Annotated in this window: 21 protein-coding genes and 1 riboswitch; of the genes, 10 read left to right on the top strand and 11 right to left on the bottom strand. The window is 47.5% G+C overall.

The window, feature by feature from the left end:
- The first annotated feature begins 250 nt into the window (after positions 1–250).
- The 4 genes from ACQW03_RS15565 (at position 251) to ACQW03_RS15550 (ending at position 5,568) form a co-directional block, all read left to right on the top strand.
- Positions 251–805 carry a MarR family winged helix-turn-helix transcriptional regulator gene (locus ACQW03_RS15565; RefSeq protein ID WP_071642963.1) on the top strand — a complete coding sequence of 185 codons (555 nt, stop codon included), beginning with the start codon at positions 251–253 and terminating at the stop codon, positions 803–805.
- 90 nt (positions 806–895) lie between these two features.
- Positions 896–2,116 carry an MFS transporter gene (locus ACQW03_RS15560; protein ID WP_441950495.1) on the top strand — a complete coding sequence of 407 codons (1,221 nt, stop codon included), beginning with the start codon at positions 896–898 and terminating at the stop codon, positions 2,114–2,116.
- A gap of 393 nt (positions 2,117–2,509) precedes the next feature.
- Positions 2,510–3,643 carry a virulence factor gene (locus ACQW03_RS15555; protein ID WP_264454534.1) on the top strand — a complete coding sequence of 378 codons (1,134 nt, stop codon included), beginning with the start codon at positions 2,510–2,512 and terminating at the stop codon, positions 3,641–3,643.
- Positions 3,644–3,764: 121 nt separating this feature from the next.
- Positions 3,765–3,967, top strand: a riboswitch (Lysine riboswitch).
- Between the two features lie 134 nt (positions 3,968–4,101).
- Positions 4,102–5,568 (top strand): amino acid permease, encoded by a 1,467-nt coding sequence (locus ACQW03_RS15550; RefSeq protein ID WP_071642967.1) that lies wholly within the window; start codon positions 4,102–4,104, stop codon positions 5,566–5,568.
- 117 nt (positions 5,569–5,685) lie between these two features.
- Here the strand turns inward: ACQW03_RS15550 and ACQW03_RS15545 are convergent, their stop codons facing one another.
- Together ACQW03_RS15545 and ACQW03_RS15540 are read right to left on the bottom strand one after the other, a co-directional pair.
- Positions 5,686–7,053, bottom strand: a complete 1,368-nt coding sequence (locus ACQW03_RS15545; RefSeq protein WP_441950492.1) for an MFS transporter — start codon at positions 7,051–7,053, stop codon at positions 5,686–5,688.
- A 47-nt stretch (positions 7,054–7,100) separates the two neighbouring features.
- Entirely contained in the window at positions 7,101–8,228 is a 1,128-nt protein-coding gene (locus ACQW03_RS15540) for a transglutaminase domain-containing protein (protein WP_441950490.1), read from the bottom strand.
- A 280-nt stretch (positions 8,229–8,508) separates the two neighbouring features.
- Here ACQW03_RS15540 and ACQW03_RS15535 point away from each other — a divergent pair, with 280 nt between their 5' ends.
- Genes ACQW03_RS15535 through ACQW03_RS15525 form a run of 3 tightly spaced genes read left to right on the top strand, consistent with a single transcriptional unit; the run spans position 8,509 to position 10,966 of the window.
- Positions 8,509–8,754, top strand: coding sequence for a FeoA family protein (locus tag ACQW03_RS15535; RefSeq protein WP_016820309.1), 246 nt, complete (start codon positions 8,509–8,511; stop codon positions 8,752–8,754).
- The gene (gene feoB, locus ACQW03_RS15530) at positions 8,745–10,754 is read left to right on the top strand and encodes a ferrous iron transport protein B (RefSeq protein ID WP_076294288.1); all 2,010 of its coding nucleotides are present in this window, start codon (positions 8,745–8,747) and stop codon (positions 10,752–10,754) included. The genes ACQW03_RS15535 and feoB overlap by 10 nt, the downstream gene beginning before the upstream one ends.
- 35 nt (positions 10,755–10,789) lie before the next feature.
- Positions 10,790–10,966, top strand: a complete 177-nt coding sequence (locus ACQW03_RS15525) for a FeoB-associated Cys-rich membrane protein (RefSeq protein ID WP_441950487.1) — start codon at positions 10,790–10,792, stop codon at positions 10,964–10,966.
- 89 nt (positions 10,967–11,055) lie between these two features.
- On the opposite strand, the gene xylB is transcribed toward ACQW03_RS15525, so the two are convergent.
- Together xylB and xylA are read right to left on the bottom strand one after the other, a co-directional pair.
- The gene (gene xylB / locus ACQW03_RS15520; protein ID WP_441950485.1) at positions 11,056–12,579 is read right to left on the bottom strand and encodes a xylulokinase; all 1,524 of its coding nucleotides are present in this window, start codon (positions 12,577–12,579) and stop codon (positions 11,056–11,058) included.
- A 180-nt stretch (positions 12,580–12,759) separates the two neighbouring features.
- Entirely contained in the window at positions 12,760–14,076 is a 1,317-nt protein-coding gene (gene xylA, locus ACQW03_RS15515) for a xylose isomerase (RefSeq protein WP_071642979.1), read from the bottom strand.
- Between the two features lie 134 nt (positions 14,077–14,210).
- On the opposite strand from xylA, the gene ACQW03_RS15510 reads away from it, so the two are divergent.
- The gene (locus tag ACQW03_RS15510; RefSeq protein ID WP_071642981.1) at positions 14,211–15,383 is read left to right on the top strand and encodes an ROK family transcriptional regulator; all 1,173 of its coding nucleotides are present in this window, start codon (positions 14,211–14,213) and stop codon (positions 15,381–15,383) included.
- A 71-nt stretch (positions 15,384–15,454) separates the two neighbouring features.
- On the opposite strand, the gene ACQW03_RS15505 is transcribed toward ACQW03_RS15510, so the two are convergent.
- From ACQW03_RS15505 to trxB, 5 genes are all read right to left on the bottom strand, one after another.
- A complete protein-coding gene (locus tag ACQW03_RS15505; protein ID WP_220030204.1) occupies positions 15,455–16,912 on the bottom strand; it encodes a glycoside hydrolase family 1 protein in 1,458 nt (485 codons plus the stop codon).
- Positions 16,913–16,927: 15 nt separating this feature from the next.
- Positions 16,928–17,764, bottom strand: a complete 837-nt coding sequence (gene licT, locus ACQW03_RS15500; RefSeq protein ID WP_071644400.1) for a BglG family transcription antiterminator LicT — start codon at positions 17,762–17,764, stop codon at positions 16,928–16,930.
- 50 nt (positions 17,765–17,814) lie between these two features.
- Positions 17,815–19,704: a beta-glucoside-specific PTS transporter subunit IIABC gene (locus ACQW03_RS15495; RefSeq protein ID WP_441950481.1), complete on the bottom strand. Its 1,890-nt coding sequence runs from the start codon at positions 19,702–19,704 to the stop codon at positions 17,815–17,817.
- 362 nt (positions 19,705–20,066) lie between these two features.
- A complete protein-coding gene (locus ACQW03_RS15490; protein ID WP_007432162.1) occupies positions 20,067–20,297 on the bottom strand; it encodes a glutaredoxin family protein in 231 nt (76 codons plus the stop codon).
- Positions 20,298–20,354: 57 nt separating this feature from the next.
- Positions 20,355–21,296 (bottom strand): thioredoxin-disulfide reductase, encoded by a 942-nt coding sequence (gene trxB / locus ACQW03_RS15485; RefSeq protein ID WP_023990316.1) that lies wholly within the window; start codon positions 21,294–21,296, stop codon positions 20,355–20,357.
- Positions 21,297–21,577: 281 nt separating this feature from the next.
- On the opposite strand from trxB, the gene ACQW03_RS15480 reads away from it, so the two are divergent.
- Complete coding sequence (locus tag ACQW03_RS15480; RefSeq protein WP_023990317.1) at positions 21,578–22,309, top strand: ZIP family metal transporter; 732 nt, start codon at positions 21,578–21,580, stop codon at positions 22,307–22,309.
- Between the two features lie 81 nt (positions 22,310–22,390).
- Here ACQW03_RS15480 and ACQW03_RS15475 read toward each other — a convergent pair whose 3' ends face one another.
- The gene (locus tag ACQW03_RS15475; protein WP_441950478.1) at positions 22,391–22,852 is read right to left on the bottom strand and encodes a hypothetical protein; all 462 of its coding nucleotides are present in this window, start codon (positions 22,850–22,852) and stop codon (positions 22,391–22,393) included.
- Positions 22,853–22,862: 10 nt separating this feature from the next.
- Complete coding sequence (locus ACQW03_RS15470) at positions 22,863–23,417, bottom strand: NAD(P)H-dependent oxidoreductase (RefSeq protein WP_076294290.1); 555 nt, start codon at positions 23,415–23,417, stop codon at positions 22,863–22,865.
- A 133-nt stretch (positions 23,418–23,550) separates the two neighbouring features.
- On the opposite strand from ACQW03_RS15470, the gene ACQW03_RS15465 reads away from it, so the two are divergent.
- Positions 23,551–24,186 (top strand): HlyD family efflux transporter periplasmic adaptor subunit, encoded by a 636-nt coding sequence (locus ACQW03_RS15465; RefSeq protein ID WP_028541823.1) that lies wholly within the window; start codon positions 23,551–23,553, stop codon positions 24,184–24,186.
- Positions 24,187–24,195 lie beyond the last annotated feature (9 nt).

The raw sequence follows: 24,195 nt of genomic DNA, 5'->3' as shown, positions 1-24,195 counted from the left end.
ATAATGGCCGCAATTACTATACATACAATAATGAGCGTTCTTTCCTGCTTGCGGAACATAGGAACGCCTCCTTCACTTATCTATTGGCGCATTTTGGTAACCTATTCACAGTTTGGTTCATTCTTCCGAGTTTTAACCCTGCTTCTGCATTGAATGTAGCCGTATTTCTTTTTAGATATTGTCTTATGCATTTCAATACGTTATATTGATATATAGTTAGATAACCTAATTATATGAAAAGAGTGAACTTATGCCACCAAAACAAAGTAAGGGGGACACCGTCCAGCAACCCCTTCCACGTCTGGGTCCAGAACCTTATCTGGAGTTAATGGATCAAACTGCCCTTGCAGGAACGGACCGACAACTTGCCCGCATTGGTCTCTTCTTGCTGTGGACGGGTGATAACGTGCTGGACGCGATCGATCTAGATCTATCTGCCTACGGCCTCACAGAGAGTAAGCTAGATCTGTTGTTGCTGTTGACACTGCACCAATCTCAGGCTCAGATGAGCCCCTCTATGATTGCCGACCGTCTAGGAATCCGTCGTGCATCTGTTACATCAATCTTGGACTGGACAGAGCAACGAGGATGGATTATCAGAGAACATAATTCTACAGATCGACGCAAAATTCACGTACGCATTACAGAAGCGGGGACTCATCTTGTACAGCAGGTGCTTCCTGTATTTTGGTCTTCCTGTGCTTCTCTAGCGAGTATTTTGGAGCCAGAGGAGCAGGTCGTTTTTTCGCGGATTATAGAAAAAATCCATCATCATATGGAAAGCAGATTGGGGGTGGGCAGATAAATTTTTTTAAACATATAATTAGGTTATCTAATATAATTAATTGCGCGTATCAACAAGCTGCTTATTTTATGATCAAGGAGTGTTCAACTGATGAGTAAATTACGAACCAATCATACCGTTATACAGAAAGAAAATGTGGCTCTCCCTTATGCATGGATGACTGTAATCCTATGCTGGTCAGCGGTTGCAGTTATGTCCAGCCTGTATGTGACAATCCCTTTGGTCCCTCTTTTTGCTAAAGTGTTTGGAAAAACGCTTGCTGAAGGAGCCCTGCCGGGCAGTATCTTTTCCTTAGGCTTTGCGGTGGGATGTCTTGTTTATGGTGGATTGTCTGACCGCTTTGGACGAAAGCAGGTTATCGTCACCGGACTGCTCGCATTAACGATTATTTCGTTATCCATCGGCTTAACCAGTCAATATTCTGTATTAGTTACACTGCGCTTACTTCAGGGTTTAGCTGCGGCCACCTTTTCTCCCGTTGCTCTTGCATACGCTGTCGATATGTTCCCGACCGAAAAACGGGTAACGGCTATCGGCTTTATCAGCACCGGTTTTCTAGTAGCAGGCATCGCTGGTCAGGTATTTAGTATTGTCATTAGCGAACAAATGGGGTGGAATACGGTATTTCGGATGCTAGGCATTTTATATGCAATTACCTTCCTAATCGTCCTTTTTTTCCTGCCTAAAACCCCCTCCCCTCAACGAGGTGTTCGTATTTGGTCAGCTTTCAGTCAGTTAGGGACCGTTCTGCGCTCGTATCCTTTATGGTTAAGCTATACGGTTGCTTTTGTTCTCCTGATGTCCTTTGTGAGCATGTATACGGTTTTGGGTAGCTATCTTGGCGGCCCTGAATTTGGCCTGAATAGCCGACAGATGCTTTATGTCAGATCCGCTGGTATCATCGGCATGCTCCTTTCACCATTCGCCGGAAAGCTAGCCCAGAAATATGGTGTGCACCTTATATTACGTACAGCCCTTATTCTTTCCATTCTGAGTTTGGCGCTGATGGGAATGACACACTCTCTCATAGCTATCGTCGTGTTGAGTGTATGTTTTGTAAGCGGCATTGCCCTGAGTGTTCCTTCACTCATAGCAATCGTCGGCCAGCTCGGCGGTGCAGCGAGAGCTATAGCTGTCTCACTATATACCTTCATCCTGTTTGCCGGTACAAGTCTAGCTCCTGTGCTTTCCATTCGCTTGATAGATAATGGCGGTAATCAGACAACTACATTTATGCTGCTGGCAGCTGTTCTGTCTGTGGGCTTTATCGCCTCTCTGCTCATTCGTCAAAAGCAGAATGATTCATTGTAGCGGAGTGCATAAAACTATATATAACGAACTCTAAAATTCACATAAAAACGGAGTAGGCGGAATGGTGCTGTACAAGCGAAGCGGTCGCTTTTGTCCCCGGATTTCTACCCTGATCATAGACTTTATTCCAGAAATCCGGGGGCGGTGGCGATGGGAAGCACCATCCGACTGCGCAGTGGCGTCATAGTAACTTTCCAATTCAGTAAATATAGCATCCTGTTTTTATTAAAAAAACCTCCATATTCATCAGCCATGTTTACATGAATTAGTGTGAGATATGTCATTGTGTTTTCCTCGGAAACACGAACTTCTCTTTGGAGACATTCGCAGAATGAGTTACAATACAGATAAGCTATATATGGAGAACTTTTGAACAGGAGGCTGTACTGAGCTATGAAAATAACATCTATCGAGCCAACTCCCAGTCCGAACACCATGATGCTGCATCTGGATGAGCGACTGGAAGCGGGTATCCGCAGAACATATACACGGGACAATGAGCGTTCCGCTCCCCCATTTATCCGGCGCATGTTGGGCATTGAAGGGGTCAAAAGCGTGTTTCACACGACCGACTTTGTTGCCCTTGACCGCAAAGGGAATGCAGACTGGTCCACCATTTTGGGTCAAGTCCGGGATCGGCTAGGCGAGGAAGGCGCTGACGCCAATTGGGATTTGCCTGAGGAAACCTCCGGAGAAGCATTTGGCGAGGCACAGGTCTTTGTGCAATTTTTTCGCGGCATTCCTATGCAAATTCGAGTCAAGACGGGGCAGCAGGAGGAACGAATTTCCTTGTCCGATCGCTTTGTGCAAGCCGTTACCCGTGTAGCGAGTGCAACGCTGATTAAGGAACGCAAGCTGAGTGATTACGGCGTCCGCTATGGTGAACTGCCGGACATTGCACGCGAGGTCGAGCAGGAATTGGAGGCAGCCTTTCCACAAGAGCGGCTGGAGCAGATTATCCAACAGGCGATTGCCCACGGCGCAAACAACAGCGAATTCGTAGAGGAACGCCGCGAGTGGAGCGATGCCGAGCTGGGGCAGGCCCTGCAGCACGAGGATTGGCGCACACGCTACGCTGCGCTGGATCGGCTGGAACCGACGCCCGAGCATTTGCCGCTAATCCGGCAAGCGCTGCATGACGACAAAATGCAGCTGCGGCGGCTGGGCGTCGTCTATCTGGGCGATATTCGCTCACCGGAGGCGATGGATCTGCTAGCCGAGGCGCTGCGCGATCCTTCAGCGGCAGTACGCCGCACCGCAGGCGACACGTTGTCGGACATCGGCGACCCGGTCGCTACCAGCGCAATGATCGGAGCCCTGTCGGATAGCAGCAAGTTGGTGCGCTGGCGGGCGGCACGTTTTTTATACGAGGTTGGAACCGAGGATGCGCGTGATGCGCTGGAGAAGGCTGTTGATGATCCCGAATTCGAGGTCAGTCTGCAAGCCAAAATGGCGTTGGAGCGCATCGAATCAGGCGAACAAGCCGCGGGCACAGTTTGGCAGCAGATGGCCAAGCGGAACTCTTAATTTAAGATTCTACGAGTGATTTTCAAAAAATTGTCGATTGTCAGAAGATGTACAGGTACGATATACTGTAGTTCGCTATACAATAAAATATCATGTCATACACCTCATCAACCCTGTTTTATGATGAGGTAGAGGTCGCGGATGTAATCAGTACACTGGAGGAGACGATAAGAGCCGTCTGAGATTCCAGTGGAAAGGTACACCCGCCGAAGTATGCGGAGCTGACTCTTTGTAAATACTCCGAATGCTGGGGCTGCTAACCGAAAGGAGCAGAACTGTCACACGTTGTCCTAACACAGACACGTGTGTTGAGCTATCTTGTTATAGAAGAAGGTATGGTGCGGAATGCATAGACAAGACCGCAGGCGTATTCCCTGCGGTTTTTTGATTTATATACTCCCCCTCCTTCTGGCTCTTGCCCTGACATGAAATACAATTTCATGAAGGAGTGTTTGAACGTGCAACACAAAGCAACACCTGACGCAACCTTGCGTAAAAGTCTCAAAGCCCGCCATATGACGATGATCGCCCTCGGCGGCTCTATCGGAACAGGCCTGTTCCTCGCCAGTGGAGGCGCGGTTGCCGAAGCTGGACCCGGTGGTGCCCTGCTGGCTTATGCAGCAGTTGGTCTCATGGTCTACTTCCTCATGACCAGCCTTGGTGAGTTGGCTACATTTATGCCTGAATCTGGCTCTTTTAACACCTATGCAGGTCGCTTCGTCGATCCGGCTTTTGGTTTCGCCATGGGCTGGAACTTCTGGTACAACTGGGCGGTGACGATTGCTGCCGAATTGGCAGCAGCGACCGTGCTCATCAAATATTGGTTCCCGGAAAGCCACTCTGCCTGGTGGAGTCTGTTATTCCTAGCCGTAATCTTCGCGCTCAACGCGTTGACCGTTAAAGGCTACGGTGAGTCTGAATACTGGTTCGCCATGATTAAAATTGTGACCGTGGTCATCTTTTTGACTGTAGGTGTGCTGATGATCTTTGGCATTATGGGTGGTCCTGCGATCGGCTTTGCCAACTTCACGGTAGGAGACGCCCCGTTCCATGGCGGATTCTTTGCTGTATTGGGCGTATTCATGGCAGCGGGCTTTTCCTTTCAGGGAACGGAGCTGATTGGGGTAGCCGCTGGAGAGAGCGAAAATCCGCGTGAAAATGTGCCGCGCGCCATCCGTCAAATCTTTTGGCGCATCCTGTTCTTTTATATTCTGGCGATTCTCGTGATTGGATTGATCATTCCGTACACCAATCCGAATCTGCTGCGGGGAGATATCAGTGACATCGGGGTCAGCCCGTTCACGCTCGTATTTGAAAAAGCAGGGCTTGCGATTGCTGCTTCTGTTATGAACGCCGTTATTTTGACTTCCGTATTGTCGGCAGGTAACTCGGGTATGTACGCGGCGACTCGGGTACTGTACGCTTTGGCACGGGAAGGTAAAGCCCCGCGTTTCCTCGGACGTATCAATAGACGCGGTATTCCTATGAACGCGCTGCTGATCACGACCGCTGTCGGTATGCTGGCCTTTCTCGCCTCTCTGTATGGAGACGGTGTAGTCTATAACTGGCTGCTGAATGCCTCCGGAATGTGCGGATTTATTACGTGGGTCGGGATTGCGGTCAGCCATTATCGTTTCCGCCGTGCCTTTACTGCACAGGGTCACAGTCTGAGTGAGCTGCCATACAAAGCCCGCTGGTTCCCGTTTGGGCCGTTGTTCGCCTTCGCTCTGTGTATCATTGTCATTATCGGGCAAGGGGCGGATGCCTTCACCGGACAGGAAATTGATTGGAAAACGATGATCGCTACGTATATGAGTGTGCCGCTGTTCCTTCTGCTGTGGCTCGGCTACAAATGGATCAAACGTACTAAAATCGTTCCGTTAAAAGAATGTGATTTGAGTCCGGATGCTTCTTCGGATAAATAATAGAAAACAGTAAAAAAGCCCGTCTCCACATATCAGGGAAAACACGCTGGTAAACCTGGTCCAAGACCGTTTATCCGCATTTTCACCTGTATATGCCCGGAGACGGGCTTTTTCTGTTTATTTGGAAGAAGAAGCTGACAAAGACATGGATAAGGCACGACGACTAAAAATACCGTATATAACAGCAATCAGCGTCAGCACTGCAGAAAACAAGTACAAATTAACGATGCCCAGATGATCTGCAATCCAGCCCATTAACAGCAGCGATATACAAAAGGTCAAACTTGTCAGTGTGGCCTGGGCAGACAGCACCTTGGGCAAATCATGTACGGACACACTCATTTGCATCATCGTGCGGCGGGATACGACGGACATTTCCGCAGGTAGTCCCATCAACAACACGATAAGCAGCGTCAGCGGCGGTAATGTGTTCAGTGCATACCACGCTGTCAGCAGCCCGTAGCCTACCATCCCCGCCAGCATGGCGGGCAGCAGTCTGCGCTGCAAATGCTTGACGCAAGCGAGGACAACGATGCCGCCGCCAATCGCTCCTGCAAAATACGCTGCATTGATGTATCCCCACCATGCCTCGCTCTTGTGCAAAACCTGCTGAGCGAAAGCAAGTGTGAACGCGCCTACCCAAACCGAACCCCCTAGAAGGTCAATCATATCCATAAAAATAAGAGCTTTCAGTCTGCGACTGGCTCCGATGAGGCTCCAGCCTTCACGGAGTATTTCCTTTTTACGTTTGGGAGGTAGTGCGGGGCTCTCTGATTCCGGGCCATACAGTGTATCTTCCAACTGTGCAGGAGGCAAGTCATGATGCCCTTGCCCGGACTCAGATACAGCTTCGGTAACTGAGACATCTCCACCTCGCACCTTTGTTCCAGGTTGCAGCAAATAATGGGCTTTGCCCTCTAGTGGATCTCGAATCAGGCTGGTGAAGATCATTGCTACCATATACAGCCCGCCAGCCACCAGTAGTGTTTTTTCTGAGCCTAGCATGGCTACGAGCACACCACTAAGCCCCCACCCCGCTAATTGCACCGTCTGATCGCTGACCGATACCAGACTATTTGCCCGCATGAGTCCTTCCCCAGACGCAAGGCGGGGAATCAGCGCATTACGCGCAGGCGTGGTCCATCCGTCCAGAAAGGACATGGCTGCCACCAACGTAAACACCATCACCCATATCGGCTCCGTACCCGCTGACCACAAGTGGCCCAGCAGAACAGCAAAGAAAGCCAATTGCCCGAACTGAGAAACGAATAAAATAAAAGGAAGCTGGAATCGGACCAAAATGAGCGGTGCTAAAAAGCCGCTGATCATCTGTGCCCCCATTCGCAGCAACGGGACGAGTACCGAAGAGAAGATCGAGTCCGTTTCATGAAAAACCAGAGACACAAGTGCCATAATGTAAAGAATGTCGGCCGCATTGGACATAGTCTGCGTGCCAAGCAAGTAGGTAAAGGAACGCTTGTGCATATAAATAGAATACTCCTTTGTTAATGTAGCTTTTTACAGCAAGATGATTAGGTCCATTTCAGGGTTACACGAAGATTGCCGGTACTTCCTAGATCCGTAATTTGATAAGAAATCGATTTCAAACCGAGTTGATATAAGGATTGTAAATCCTCCTTGAGACTTCGCTCCGTTCCCTGATAGGCAAAGGTAAGTGTTGTCCCTCCCTTATTTACAATCTTACGCACCTGTTCCTTAATGTCGGCGGATGTTTTAACCAGACCCTTGCCGTCTTGCAGCGGATATTCGAGGGTATTGTACAGTTTTTGATACACAGCAGCCTTTGATCCTCCGGTAGCCATCAGTGCTGATAAGGTTTCACGATACGATGTATTCGCCTGAGGATACGGCTTAACCCATGAGTGATCCCGCCGCATTTCGGTATCCGTCAACAGATAATATGAAGTGCTTACCTCGTTCGCGCGATCCGGGGTTGGATCATCCCATGTCGTATCCATGTGATACCATCGACCATCTAATAAAACAAGATTCCAGGCATGCAGCTGGCCCCCTGCTCTTCCTTCCACAATCCGGTTCGTAATGCCTGCACGTTCCAGCATTTTATAGGCCAGCAGTGAATAACCCTGACAGACCGTGCTTCCCGTTTTTAGGCCATCATAGGCTGTGTACTTTTGCTGTGTTTCATCATACTTCAGGCGAACGACGATCCAATCATGAATGGCCTTTACCTTCTCATGATTCGTCATTCCCTTCGTAATAATATCCCCCAGCACTGCTTTAACTGTGCTATCCACATATGCTGTCTGTTCCTTCGTCTCCCGGTAGCTTAAACGAATCGTAACCTGAGCGGAGGTCGTTGTGCCTGTATAGCTGAATGCGTAGCTTTTGATCGTATAATTCACATACGGATCGCTCTCCATGGCCTGTTGGATGGCCGTCTGTAATTGTTGCTTGAGACCGTTCACTCGCCCTTGATATGTAAAGGTCAGCGTTTCACTCCGCGTAGCCATTGCCTGTAAAAGCTTGTTCTGAAGCTGCTGCGATGATACGGATGGAGCCGGCTTGGTCGATGCCGCATACACATTGCTGCCCCACTCCACAGCCTGCGGCAGCAACACAGCCAGCGCTGCACCCGCAACCAGACATTTTACAAGCCTAACCCCGATTTTTCTGTTCATACAGAGCGTTCCTGCCCTTCTTAGCATAGTTGTAAACAGCTATATCTTACCATAAAAACAGTTGCCCCAAACGCTCTAGTTTTGTCGGTTGCAGACGAGTAAGGGTGCAGTTCAAGACAGGTTGTGACATCATACTCGCCTATATAACAGATGGGACAACGAGCAGACTTGTCGTTCGCAGAGAGTTTTATCACAGCAATCTAGGTTTCCTCATGATATGGTACTGGCATCGGAAGTAAATGATATTGATTCTCATTCTAGATCAGAAAGGCTGAGTACCATGCCAGAATGTATCTCACTCCTTCGTACGCCACTGGGTCAGACTGTGCGTTTGCAATCTCTTGCCCCTCTTCATCCCTCATTGCGCCGCCGTTTAACAGATATGGGCATCAACGAAGGTTCCATCATACGGTTAAAGAAAATCAGTTTATTGGGCGGTCCTATCGTCATTGAATGCAACGGCCAGCTGGTCGGCCTCCGCCAAAATCAGGTGAAACAACTGGAGGTTGTTCCAACATGGACATGATCGCTCTATTCGGTAATCCCAACACAGGAAAAACCTCATTATTCAACAAGCTGACTCGTACGTATGCAGAAGTAGGAAACTGGTCCGGCGTCACAGTGGAAAAGAAAACAGGAATCCTGCGTGACAAGTCCGCCGTATTGGTGGATTTGCCGGGCGCCTATTCTTTACTCCCTCTTTCGTTGGATGAAGGTGTCGCAACCCGATATTTGCTGGAAGAACCTCCTACGGCCCTGATCAACATCGTGGATGCCTCCCAGCTCCAGCGCAATCTCTATCTGACCGTACAACTACTGGAGTATGGCCGTCCGCTTGTACTTGGCTTAAACATGACTGACGTAGCCGATGCCACGGGTCTTCGCGTAAACAAGGAATTGTTAGCCGATCAATTGAACGTCCCCATCATTCCTATGGTGGCGCGTACAGGCAGTGGAAGTAAGCAAATGCTCGCTTCTCTTCGGGAGGTAAGACGTACATCCAATGCTTTTCAATTGGACTACGGTCCTGTCGTTGAAGCTGCCATTACGGATATTTGCAACTTGCTGCCAAATGCACCTGTGCCGCAACTGCGGTGGGCCGCACTGCAATGTCTGGAAAACAATCCTGTGGTCATGGAATGGATGACGAATGAGGTACAGCGTGAACAAGTAACTGCTCGCATCCACCGTTGCGAGGAAGAACTTGTCGGTGAAGGCCATGCCATCACCCCTGCTCAGCATATTCGTTCTGTACGAACCGCATGGATTGCTGATCTGTGCACCAAGGCACTCGACACCTCCAAACTCAGACCGCACAGCTTGACGGATAGGCTGGATTCACTATTAACTCACCGATATCTGGGGATTCCGATCTTTTTGCTGCTGATGTACGCTACCTTCAAGTTCACCTTCGATTGGGCGGGTACGATCCTTTCAGATATGCTGGATGGATTTTTTTCAGGGACACTCAGCACTTGGATTTCTGAGTTACTCGTTCACTTGAACGCGTCCGCTTTTACGCAAAGTCTAGTCGTGGACGGCATCGTTGCTGGAGTCGGGGGTGTGCTTGTTTTTCTGCCTCAAATTGCTATTTTATTTCTGATAATTTCAGTGATCGAAGACTCCGGATATATGGCACGGGTCACGATACTAATGGATCGCCTAATGCAAGCCGTAGGCTTGAACGGGAAAAGCTTCATTCCCTTCATCATCGGATTTGGCTGCAATGTCCCTGCGATTATGGCGGCACGCACCATTGAACAGCCCAGAGAACGTCTCATTACAACGTTGCTGGTGCCCTTTATGTCGTGTTCGGCCCGCCTGCCGGTATATGCGTTGTTTGCGGGTGTGTTTTTCCCAACACATGCGGCAAGCATCATCATGCTGATGTATGTGTTAGGAATCATCGTTTCACTTATACTTGCCAAAATTTTTTCCAAAGTATCCATTTTGTCGGGTGAGCCCTCCCTCTTCATCGTGGAACTTCCTCCCTATCGAGTGCCGCAGGCTCTTACACTATTCCGCAGCACATGGGAGAAGGTCAAAGGCTTCGTCCGTAAAGCCGGAACCATTATTCTTGCAGGTTCCGTTGGCATCTGGCTCTTGTCCAATTTTGGTCCGCAGGGCTTCGGGGCAGACATGGATGACAGCCTGCTTGCCACCGTTGGAGGTTGGTTCGCTCCATTACTGGCCCCTCTCGGTTTTGGCACCTGGCAAGCAGGTGCTTCCCTGCTCACGGGCTTTATGGCCAAGGAAGTTGTCGTATCAACGATGAATATTATTTACCACGTTCCTGATATGCAGGGACTTGAACTACAAGTCAGACAGGCCTTTACACCGCTTGCTTCTTTTAGCTTTATGGTGTTCATTCTGTTGTATGTTCCGTGTCTGGCTACGGTAGCGGTCATTCGTAAAGAAACCCTTTCGTGGCGTTGGACCGCATTTTCTGTAATCTATCCTTTGACCGTCGCATATATCATCGCCGTCTTAATCTATCAATGTGGCAGATTATTAGGTTGGGGTTAAGTCAGGCCCACAGTAAATAGAAGGAAGTGGATTCCATGATCAATATCATCATTTTACTTTTGATCCTCGGTTATAGTGCGTGGGTGCTGGTACGATTTTTGCGAAAAAGCCGTCAAGGCGCCTGTGCGGGGTGTTCGTCGAGCAAGTCATGTCCTGGCTGTGCCGGGAGTTCTATGAATGAAGATCATGCAAAAATCAAGAAAAGTATTTAATTCAAACTCATCATCACATGAAAAAAGCGGCTCCGGGGGTTTCTTACACCCGAAGCCGCTTTTTATTTTACGCTTAAAGCTCACCGTATTCACCGATATACTGCCAAATGCTCACTTAGCTCTCGCGTGTGCAAGTAAACTTCACGGTATAGCTCGTATAGGCCTTCATACCGTGCCACACGTTCCGGGTTCGGTGAATATCTCGCTGCTTCACGCAGAAAAGCTTCAGCACACGCTTGCAGAGATTCAAACCAGCCACTACCATAAGCAGCCAGCATGGCCGCTCCCAAGGCAGGTCCCTGCTCGCTCTCCAGCTTAATGATATCCGCGTTAAAAATATCTGCCTGCATTTGCAGCCATGCCTCATTACGCGCACCGCCGCCGATGGAAATCACTTCATTCACCGTTTTACCCGTTCCTCTGAGAATATCAATGGATTCCTTGAGAGAAAACGTAATTCCCTCCAGTACCGCCCGTGTAAAATGCGCAAGCTTATGCCCCGCATCCATCCCGATAAAGCTGCCTCGAATGGTTGCATCCGGATGAGGTGTACGTTCGCCGACGATATAAGGCGTGAACAGCAACCCTTGGCTGCCCGGCTCAATAGAGTTTACATCTGCCAACAGTGCATCAAAAGAATGCTCTGGTGCAAAGGTATCCTTAAACCAAGTCAAGCTGTACCCGGCCGCGAGCGTAACCCCCATAATATAATAAGCATCCTGCTCACTATGATTGAAAAAATGCGCTCGTCCCTGCACATCAATATCCTTGCGTTCCTCATAAGAAAGTACAACCCCTGAAGTACCGATGCTGCACAGGGTGCGGCCTTCACTCAAAATACCGGCGCCAATCGCGCCACATGCATTGTCCGCACCACCTGCAAACACCTTCGTTTCAGGCGCAAGTCCGCTCTGCTCCGCAATCTCCGGCAACAGTGTACCCGTCTGATCAAAGGATTCCACCAGCGGTGGGAACAGCGATAATGGTAGATCAAACGCAGCAGCGATCTCTTTGCTCCACTGCTTGTTCGCAATATCCAGCAGCAGCGTGCCCGCCGCATCCGAATACTCCATCGCCAGCTCTCCTGTCAGACAATAGCGTACATAATCCTTGGGCAGCATAAAATGGGCCGCACGGGCCAGCACATCTGGCTCATGCTCCTGCACCCACAGCAGCTTGGGCAGCGTGAAACCTTCTAGTGCGCGATTACGTGCGATGCGCAGCAGCTCAGGTCCAAGCTGTTCTTCAATACGACGGCATTGTGCTGTTGTACGTGTGTCATTCCACAAAATAGCGGGACGAAGCACCTTGCCTTCCTTGTCAGTCAGCACAAGCCCGTGCATCTGTCCCGAAAAGCTAATGCCGTCTACGGCATCCGTACCGCCGATTCCGGCCTTCTCCACAAGCTGTTTCAGTGCTGCTAACGTGCCACTGACCCAGTCCTCGGGATGCTGTTCGCTATACCCTGCCTTCGGCTGATGGAGCGGATAAGACTGGGAGGTTTCATAAGCTACCTGCCCCTTGCGGTTAACCAGCACCGTCTTGACCGCGCTCGTGCCCAAATCTACGCCGATGACATAGCGTTCCTGCTCCTGATTTAGCTTTTCCTGCATTGGAGTTCCTCCTTCCCTGTTATCGGCACAGCCCTTATTACATCAGGATTTTGCAAAATTCGATTCCAGTCGCTCCGAAGTGCAAGATATAGACGAACTAAACCATTTCGATCTATAACTTGTTCATTGGAAGTCGCTTATGGGATTTTTGCAAAATCCTCACATATATATGTTCAGGCATTAGTCAGCCAAAATGTATTGATTTAATGTTGCTTTCAGATATTCTTGACGACCGGATACGTTTTTGCGTGGTGTTTCGTTCGCCAGAGCATATTCAGCCAGAGAAGCAAGTGTTGCTTTTCCGGATACGATGTCTGCTCCAATACCTTCTTTAAAGCTGCTATAGCGCTTCTCAATAAAGTCTTCAAACACACGATCCTCGATCAGTTTGGCGGCTACCTTCAGTCCCTTCGCATACGTGTCCATACCTGCGATGTGTGCAAGGAACAAGTCTTCTGGCTCAAATGATGCTCTGCGCACCTTGGCATCAAAGTTGATGCCACCGCGGCCCAAGCCTTCATTTTGCAGCACTTCATACATAGTCAGTGTGGCATCATACAGATCAAGCGGGAATTCATCCGTATCCCATCCCAGAAGTAAATCTCCCTGATTTGCATCCAGTGATCCCAGCATGCCGTTAATCCGTGCTACACGTACTTCATGATCAAAAGTGTGACCCGCCAAAGTTGCATGATTAGCTTCCAGATTAAGCTTGAAATGCTTATCCAGATCATATTTTTGCAGGAAGGCAATCGTTGTCGCCGCATCAAAATCATACTGATGTTTTGTTGGCTCCTTCGGTTTTGGCTCAATCAGAAATTGAGCGTCAAAGCCAATTTCATGCGCATAGTCTACAGCCATATGGAACATCCGTCCCAAATTGTCCTGCTCCAGCTTCAAGTCCGTGTTCAGCAGTGTTTCGTAACCTTCACGGCCTCCCCAGAAAACATAGTTATCTGCGCCCAGACGTTTACCTACTTCAAGTCCCTTTTTAATCTGAGCAGCTGCGTGTGCGTACACATCTGCATTGCAAGTCGATGCAGCTCCATGCATATAGCGTGGATTGCTAAACATGTTTGCTGTGTTCCACAGCAATTTTTTCCCCGTAGCTTTCATTTGTTCCTCAATCAGGTCCACGATAGTGTCCAGATTGTTGTAAAATTCCTTCAATGAAGCGCCTTCTGGTGCAATGTCCACATCGTGGAAAGCAAAATAAGGTAAATTCAGCTTATCCAGCAATTCAAAGGCAGCTTCCACACGTGCCTTCGCCAAATCCAGTCCTTTAAACTTGGACCATGGACGTTCCGCTGTCTCCAAACCAAAAGGATCGGAGCCGCCTGCAACCAGTGTATGCCAATAGGCCATGCTAAAACGCAAATGCTCCTCCATTGTTTTTCCCGCTACAATTTCCTGAGGATTATAAAATTTGAATGCAAAAGGATTGTCGGATTGCTTGCCCTCAAAGTTAATTTTAGATACCTGTTCGAAATAAGCCATTATAAGTTCCTCCTTTGTAGTAAACGTTTACAAAAATGATTCTAACACAGCCAAAAGACTTTGTCTATTGCTTAAACTAAGTTTGTTTTTATGATATAATATCAGGAATCACACCAACAGGAAGTGAATTAACCATGAATGTCACTGGCGATCAGGCGCTTGTCAAAAAGCTGAATAAATCCATTGTGCTGGAGCGTATTCGCCTTCATGCTCCGTTATCTCGGGCACAGTTATCCAGTCAAACTGGATTAAACAAGGCCACCGTTTCCAATCTGGTGGCAGAGCTCATCACCGATGGACTTGTGTATGAGACGGGATTAGGGGAATCCAGCGGCGGGCGTAAGCCTTTAATGCTGCTGTTCAACAGCCGTGCAGGCTTTGTATTCGGTATCGAGGTGAGCGTACAGTACATTAGAGGCGCCCTGACCGATCTGGCAGGTACCATTGAAACTGAGCTTACCCTTGCCCTAACCCAGCATGATCCTGCCTTTATCATGAAACAGATTCGAAAGCTCGTTCAGGAGCTCATGCAGCTCACTCCTCCCTCCCCTCATGGTATCGTCGGTATTGGGCTGGGGGTACCAGGTATGGTGGATGAAACCGGAACCGTTTTGTTCGCACCCAATCTGGGCTGGGAAGAGGTTCCGCTGCGGCAGCAACTTGAGGCCGAGCTAGGTCTGCCCGTCGTAGTGGATAACGAAGCCAACGTCGGCGCACAGGGCGAGTTGTACTATGGGATGGACGGTAATCACCGACAGCTGGTGCGGGATCTGGTCTACATCAGTGCAGGGTCCGGGATCGGGGCCGGGATTATTATTGACGGCAAACCGTATCAAGGAGCTTGGGGGTACGCCGGAGAGACGGGTCATATGACCATTGATTGGAACGGACGGCTCTGCTCCTGCGGTAGTCGCGGCTGCTGGGAGCTCTATGCTTCGGAGAAGGCGTATGTAGCATCCACATTGAAACTGCCTGCACATAATACAGCGGAATTACTGCCGTTTGCTCAGCAAGGTGAAGCGAGTACATTAAGCGTCCTTGGTGATATTGGGCGATATCTGGGTGTGGGTGTTACCAACATTGTGAACAGCCTCAACCCCGGAATGCTTATCATCGGCGGTCCACTGGCGGAAGCCAGACCCTGGTTGGAGCAAAGTATGCGTGAAGTGATTGACGAACGTGCTCTGCCCTATCACCGTCGGCAACTACAGATTCGTTTCTCCACGCTTGGCAGCCGTTCGACGATGCTAGGTGCCGCTTATGCAGCAACCGCTCCTTTTCTCGGGCGTGTGCGCGTATCCTTATAAGAAAAGAAGCGTACGGGAACACTTAGGTTCCTGTACGCCCACTTTTCTCGGGATTTTGGAAAATCCCCTTCTTACAACCCGTTATTGGAGATAACATCCTTATACCAGTAGAAACTCTTTTTTCGTTTTCTTTCAAGTGTCCCATTACCGTCATTGTCTTTGTCCACATATATAAATCCGTATCTTTTTTCCATTTCAGATGAGGAATAACTGACCAAGTCGATCGCTCCCCAGCTGGTGTAGCCCATGAGTTCAACCCCGTCTAGAATCGCTTCATGCATTTGTTCAAAATGTGCACGGAAGTAATCAATACGGTAATCATCCTGAATACTACCATCTTCCTCCAACTTGTCGTATGCCCCCAAACCATTTTCTACAATGAACAATGGCACTTCATAGCGGCTGTACAGCTCATTCAGAGAGAGTCTCAAGCCGACCGGGTCAACCTGCCAGCCCCAATCACTCGTTTCCAGATAAGGATTTTTAACGCCGCCAATCGTATTGCCACTGACTTTTTCCATGCCTTCACTATACGCACTAGCAACCAACGACATATAGTAACTAAAGGAAATAAAATCCACCGGATGCGTTCTCAAAATTTCATCGTCACCCTCGAGCTTTTCAATCACGATTTCCTTTTCACGGAAGAAGCGTTTCATATAATGGGGATACGCTCCACGAACCTGTACATCCGTAAAAAAATAGTTGAACTGATTATCTTTAAATGCTGCCAAAATATCCTGCGGATTACAGGTGTGCGGATACGTCGTTAGCCGGGTTAACATACAGCCGATTTTAGAATCCGGAATGATTTCGTGGCAGTATTTTACGGCCAGAGCACTAGCTATAAATTGATGATGCAGACCCTGATAAACCGCTAGCTCTACATTTTCAAAGCGCTCTGGTAAAATACCACCGCTCGTAAACGGATGGCGCACAATACTATCTATTTCATTAAAAGTGATCCAGTGCTTTACTTTGTTTTGGTATCTTTTAAATACAGTCTTACAAAAATGGATAAAGAAATCTACAACTTTCCGTTGGGTCCAGCCCCCGTAATGGTTTACAAGATACATCGGCATTTCGTAATGGGACAGGGTGACAAGTGGCTCTATCCCGTTTTTATGCATTTCATCAAACAGCCGATCATAAAATTGCAGTCCAGCCTCGTTGGGCTTGTCCTCATCTCCGTTGGGGAAAATACGCGTCCAAGCAATAGAAACTCGCAACGTTTTAAATCCCATTTCACCAAACAATGCTAAATCTTCGGGATAGCGGTGATAAAAATCAATTCCCTGACGTTTGGGATAATCATGATCTGACGTGTCCTGCATCGCCTTTTGGATATGTTCCTCAGTCATTGAATTGTGTTTTTTATAATCAGCTTTGCTCACATTCTTTTTGTAAATAGCCATATCTGCTGTAGATATCCCTTTACCATCGACATTCCAGGCGCCCTCTACCTGATTTGCGGCTATCGCTCCTCCCCATAAAAAGCCTTTCGGAAATGTTCTTTTTATTTCTGTCATCTCTAGCTCCTCCTCTTAATTTCTGCTTATGACTCGTTTTAAGTGAATGATCAGATACATAAGTTCTTCATCCGGGATCAAAAGTTCGAATTTGGCTTCAATATATTGTTGAATCGATAACGCACACTTCTCTTCTTCAGGGTACTTGTTCACAATTTGGCTCATTAATTCTGGATCTTGAGAATCCAACATTTTATGTTCGAGTAATCTCTGAACAAAAAATTGAAGGTGCGTTAGAAAACGCGAATAGTTGATGCTGTGGGTATCCAGTTCGATTTGGTAATGCAGTTTAATGATGTTCAAAATGTCTTTGACCGTATTGGTCATCAATAAAACCTGGTTCATATTGTTATCGGTCTGTTGAGCATTAACCAAATGAAAGGCAATATTCGCCGCTTCTTCCTCAGGCAGATCTAGACCGATACGCTTTTCAATCAAGGTGAGCGCATACAAGCCGATACCGAACTCTTCCGGATAAAACTTTTTGACCTCCCACAGCATCCGATTCTGAATCTTTATATTTTCTTTAAATCGTTTGGTCGCCATATACAGATGGTCTGTCAGGGATACATATAAATGCTCACTCAAGTGACTGGATAATGCATTTTTGGCATAAGATATGATTTCGTCTGCCAGAATCAAATACTCTTTGGGTGTTTCCTTCATTAGCGCTGTCAGATCGGAAGACATGCTTTCATTTTCAAGTACATATATCTTTTCAATCTCGTTCTCATCGACGAAGTCACCAGGTTTGCTTTTAAAGCCGATCCCTTTCCCCATCACGATAATTTCTTTGTGATCCTCACGTTTGGCAAGAACAATACTCGTATTGAGAACTTTAATTACTTTCATATCCAGCGACATCTCACTTTCCAGGCTTGATTCCCCCAACAAACACAATGTTAAAGTACAGTAATTAGAGGCTTCTCCGGCCCTGTCTTTTCTGAACTTTCATGACCCATGATTTCCAGATAGTCCGCCGTGTTGGTCACAATAATCGGAGTTATCGTATCATACCCCGCCCTTTGTATAGCTTCAAGTTCAAATTCAATCAGAAGTTGTCCATGCTTAATTTCGTCCCCTTCCTGTACATGCACAGTAAAATGCTGGCCTTTCAGCTTAACGGTATCCAAACCGATGTGAATGAGCAGCTCTACGCCTTCAACTGATTTTAAGGCTATGGAATGCTTGGTACGGAATACATTTATTACGATGCCGTCAAAAGGTGCAACCACTTTTCCGCTACTTGGTTGAATAGCCATCCCTTTGCCCATCGCTTCCTGAGAGAATGCTTCATCTTTGACCTGCTGTAAGGGAATTACGGTGCCCTCCACAGGTGCGAAAATAACGGTTTTAGATTTGAAGCTTTTACTTATGTTTTGTGCTTTAGCAGGCTCGGGGCGAGTTTCTATTTTAGCCGGTTCGGTAACCGTATCTTGAAAGCCGATCACATAGACTGCAATAAACGTCACAATGATCGAAATGGCCATCGTAATAAGCGCATATACCAGGTTAGAGTGATCTTCACTGATAAACATCGGCAGTGATGCAAAACCTGGACCCACAGCTGCATAAGCTTTTAAATTCATAAGACCTGCAAATAGCCCGGCAACCCCGGCTCCAATCATACAGGCGAACAGTGTTTTTTTCAGGCGTAAATGTACGCCATACAAAGCGGGTTCCGTAATGCCGAATACCCCTGAAATACCTGCGGACAAAGCAATTTGTTTGAACTTGGGATCTTTCGTTTTCAGCGAGACGGCAAATGCACCCGCGCCTTGGGCCATATTGGAAGCCAACATGGCAACCAGTACCAATGTTTCATATCCTGGTGAAGCCAGCGCAGCAAAAATAATAGGATAGAATACTTTGTGCATGCCGAACATGACGATTAGCGGCATCACGATAGACATCAATACGACTGTAAGCCAGCCGATTCGTTCCTGAATCCAGAATACACCGTTGGACATACCTAAGCCCAAATACGTACCTAGAGGTCCTAAGGCAATGAGAGAAACAGGTGCGACAATCAGAATGACGATTAATGGTTTTAGAAATATTTTCACAGGTCCGGGAGAGATTTTATCAGCAAATTTCTCAATGTATGACATAAGCCATATGGTCAAAATAATAGGAATAACGGAAGTAGCGTATTGTACCGATGCTACGGGCAGGCCCGCAAATGTGACAGCTTTCTCACCTCCTAGCAAACTGATTAAGTTCGGATGAATTAGCACACCCCCTAGGAGTACGGATACGAATGGATTAGTCTTGAATTTCTGCGCGCTGGAGAAAGCCAGCAGCATAGGCAGAAAATAAAATGCCGCATCCGAGATTACACTTAGGATCATATATGTTTGGCTTTCCTTGCTCATGATTCCGGTTACTGTGCATAGCAAGAGCAGTGCTTTTAACATCCCTGATGCAGCAATGGCCGGAATAATGGGCTGGAAAATACCTGCAATCATACTCGCAAAACTATTGAACAATCCCTTAAAGCTTCGATCCATCTTCACTTTTTCGGTTTCATCGGAAGACGATTGATTCGGGTCCAGCAATTTGACTAGCTCATTGTAGACATAGCCTACATCATTTCCTATAATGACCTGATATTGTCCACCGCTATTCACGGCTCCCATAACTCCGTCCAAAGCTTTAATTTCATCTGTTTGTGCCAATTCCGGCTTACGAAGCGTCATCCGCAATCGAGTAGAGCAATGAATGACACTGTTAATATTATCGTTCCCGCCCACTTTGTTAAAAATGGCTTGTGCGATATCTTTATAATTCATGAGTTACACCTACCTTCTTAAAATAAGGAACAAAAAAAGACCTAAAAAGGGTAGGGAAAAATATCCTACCCAATCTAGGTCTTGCCTGCCGAACAGTAACACGCCTTTATTGGATATTGTGCTATTTAGTTAATTAGAAGTCATAATTGATGGTATTGATGAATTGTTACATAAAAGCAACCCGGGTTTTAAGCGCTTACAATTAAAATATAGCACCGATTATCTACAGATGCAATACTTTTCGACAAAATTCTCACTTTGTAAAAAGAAGTAAAAAGACCCCCATCGCAGCATGTAACTGCAATGAGGGTCTTATTAAACCATATGGCGATCATAGGACCGTCATCTGCTGTTAGGTTGGATTAAGCGTTCAACACTTTTTCAAACTTGGTTTTGTTCATACCGGAAATACGTTCTTCCCCGATCAAAGTCAATGGAACGGCACGAATGCCCATATCCCAAACCTCTTGAGCAAAAGCTTCATTGGTTTCAATGTTGCGTTCTTCGTACTCCACGCCTTTTTCACTCAAGTAGCTTTTTACTTGACGGCAATGCGGGCAGTTTGTCGATGTGTATACAATTGCTTTTTCCATGAATATCACCTCATCATTTAATTTGTTAATCATATTTATTCATACTTAAACGGAATATTACAGGGCCAGTGCGCTGTGCTCCAGGCTTTCGATGTATTTCTCGCTGTCCATAGCAGCCATGCAGCCACTACCTGCTGCGGTAATTGCTTGTCTGTAGCGTGTATCCTGTACGTCGCCACAAGCGAATACGCCTGGCACGTTTGTTTCAGAAGTACCCGGATTTACGACGATATAACCGTTCGCATCCGTTGTAATTTGCCCCTCGAGGAAGCCTGTATTCGGATGATGACCAATCGCCACGAATACGCCGCTAACTGTAATGATCTCCTCTTCGCCTGTTGCATTATTCAGCACTTTCAAGCCAGTGACTCCGTTCTCGTCAGCGATCACTTCTACAGGAGTACGATTAAGCGCCCATTCAATTTTGTTGTTCGCACGAGCACGATCCTGCATAATCTTGGAGGCGCGCATTTCTTCACGACGATGCACCAACGTTACTTTGGAAGCAAAACGAGTCAGGAAATTGGCTTCTTCCAATGCAGAGTCTCCACCGCCGATGACAACAATTTCTTTGCCACGGAAAAAGAAGCCGTCGCATGTTGCGCAAGTGCTTACGCCACGTCCGATATTATCCTGTTCACCGGGAATACCCAGATATTTGGCAGTCGCCCCTGTGGAAATAATCAGTGTATCGGTAACCAGTTCACCCAAACCTTCTACATCCAATGTAAATGGACGAGCAGTTGTGTCTACCTTGTTTACCCAACCTGTGCGGAATTCAGCGCCAAAACGCTCCGCTTGCTTACGCATATTATCCATCAAATCGGGCCCCATGATTCCTTCAGGAAAACCTGGGAAATTTTCGACTTCCGTAGTCGTGGTTAATTGTCCGCCTGGCTGTGGTCCTTCGATCACCAGTGGGCTCATGTTAGCGCGTGCCAGATAAATTGCAGCAGTCAAACCGGCAGGGCCAGTACCTATTATAATGGACTTGTACATATCTTGGTTCCTCCTAAAATATCATAAGTATTATATAACGAGTTTTCGGAACCGGGCGCTGGGCAGATGCATATACTCTAAAAGTAATTCCGCCAGAAGCTTATCCCAAAATGTGGACACCCGGATATTACAAAAACGAATCACTTGTTTTGTAGCCTCTTATGACTTAGACTGATTCTAAATCCTAATTTCATTATGCGGAAATAGCTGTAAACAGTCAAATGAAGTTTTCATGAAGCGAAGCATAAAGATAAATCAGGTATGGAGGGATTATCCCGATTATGAATGACGTTTTTGTAGGTAGCTTTATTTCTGCCCTGTCCACTGGACTCGGCGCCGTGCCCATACTATTTATGCGTAATATCACGCATCGGCTTCGCGATGTTCTGTTGGCTTATGCCGCAGGAATTATGACCTCTGCATCCGTATATAACCTGATTCCCGAAGCGATCCAGCATTCCAATTGGTTCGTGCTGACTGCGGGAATCCTGCTCGGCTGTCTCGTATTACTGGTGATGGAAATGTACATTCCCCATGCGGATTTGGAGGACCCAGACTCCAAGACCTTTCATCTGGAGTCCAAATCTTTTCTCATTATCGCAGCTATTACATTGCACAATTTGCCAGAAGGGCTTTCCGTTGGAGTCAGCTATGCGAGTGAGACTCACAATCTCGGCAATCTGATCGCCTTCTCTATCGGCCTGCAAAATGCCCCGGAAGGCTTTATCGTAGCACTATTTCTTGTGAATCAAAACATCGGCCGTTTCAAGGCATTGGGCATTGCCACCCTCACTGGAGCCGTGGAAATCATAACGAGTCTGATCGGCTTTTATTTGAGCAGCTGGGTGAACGGACTGGTACCTTATGGGCTTGCTTTTGCCGCCGGAGCCATGATGTTTATCGTCTACAAGGAACTGATTCCCGAGAGTCACGGGGATGGCAATCAGCGGATCGCCACATTCTCTTTTATTCTCGGCTTAATTACGATGATTGGGCTAACCGAATGGCTATAGCCGAGCAACACAAAAAGGCTGCCTTCTGCCTGTAATCCAGACAGATAAGTAGCCTTTTTGGCATGTTCAAATAAAGATACCTCATTTTTTTTGGTTCATGGAGCGCAGTGCTTCACGGTACTGCTCGTCCTCACTTTTGTGAGTCTCCTTCTCTCCATTGGATATTTGGGAACGTCCATCCTTTTCTTCGTCTTTTCCAGCAAAACCACGTAAAGCCGCACGATAATCCTGATCTTCGTAAGCATCTTTGATGTTCTCGCGATCCTTTTCCACCTTCTTATCCGTCTGGATATCAGGCATATTGCGATGCTCCTCGGCATGGTGTTCTTCGACGTCGAGATTTTTATGCTGCATCTCTCGCGTATGATCTGTCAATTCACGCACCTCGGGTTCCACCTGTACAGGATAAGGGCGTTTGCTTCTTTGCCGTGTATCCTCTTCGGTGGGGTGAGTCTTGGGAGAGGACTTGCGCGTCATCTTCGTATTAAATACCAGCAAAAAAATAAAGGCAACCGCAGCTACTACGATAAAAGCAATGGTCATCGGCGGCCTCCTATTCTCTTTCAGCGCTACGGTACCGTCCCGCTATCTCAGCGACCCGTTTGCCCAAAGAGCGACCTAGTGCAAGATCATCACCCGTTGGAAAATTAGGCGGTCCATTGGGGTCTGTCTCCACCGGACATGTTATCCCTACGCCGTAATAGGAGCCGTATAACGCATTTTCCGTAATATTAGCGGGCAGTCCTACAATAATCATGCCTTGATGAAGCATCGGAGTAATCAAATTCAGAAGCGTGGATTCCAATCCACCATGAACGGTAGCGGTTGTGCAAAACACAGCGCCGATTTTATCCACCAGCTTGCCCTGTGCCCACAGATACCCCAGCTTATCAATCCAGCTTTTCAGACCGCTGCTAATGGTACCAAAATGGCCCGGGCAACCCCATATAATCGCGTCCACATTCACTAGCTCATTCACATCGGCCTCGTTCACATGCTTTAGCAACACTTCCGTGTGCTCAAGGCGCGCGCCTTCTGCGATGGAACGAGCGAGACGTTCGGTATGCCCATTTTCACTGTCATATACAATCATGATTCTGGTAGTCATTATGCGCATCATCCTTTGTCAGCAAAATCATCCTTTTCGCATGCGCTCTTAACCTTGCCCAAAATCCATCTGAATATTATGAATCATTTGACGCATACTTTGAAAATCCAAGAACTAGGGAGGCATGTTACACATGAATTCACGCGCCATATTAGTCAACCTGCTAGTTATTATCATTATTCTGGCAGGAGGTGGAGCCGCCGCCTATTACTACAATCAATCCGCAAACTACATAAAAACCGATAATGCCCAAGTGAGCGGACAAGCGGTTACCGTTGCCTCTCCAAGCGCGGGTAAACTCACAGGCTGGAATGCTGAAGTTGGTAAAACCTACACCGCTGGAAGCACGCTTGGGAATGTAGAAGGAGGCGGAAGCCGAATTAGCGTTACGATTCCAACTGATGGTACCATCGTGCAGCAATCTGCGGTCAATAACTCGATTGTTGGGGCAGGCACGCCTTTAGCGAAGGCTTTTGATCTAAACAATTTATGGATTACCGCCAATATAGACGAAACGGCTGTACAAGATCTTCAAGTAGGACAGACCGTGGATGTATATATTGATGCTTACCCGGATACGTCCCTGAGCGGTAAACTCGAAAAGATAGGTCTGGCGACCGCATCGACTTTTTCACTACTGCCCACTTCCAATACCACTGCCAACTATACCAAGGTAACACAGGTCGTGCCTGTCAATATTTCCATTCAAGGTTACAAGGGGCTGGGTATTATCCCGGGAATGAGTGCGACCATCAGAGTTCACAAGTAGGAGGCTGTC

The sequence above is a fragment of the Paenibacillus sp. DRB1-1 genome (assembly GCF_052119485.1).
Lineage (GTDB): Bacteria > Bacillota > Bacilli > Paenibacillales > Paenibacillaceae > Paenibacillus > Paenibacillus polymyxa_B.
The sequence above is the reverse complement of the archived record's forward strand: the minus strand, read 5'-3'. Positions and strand labels throughout refer to the sequence as shown.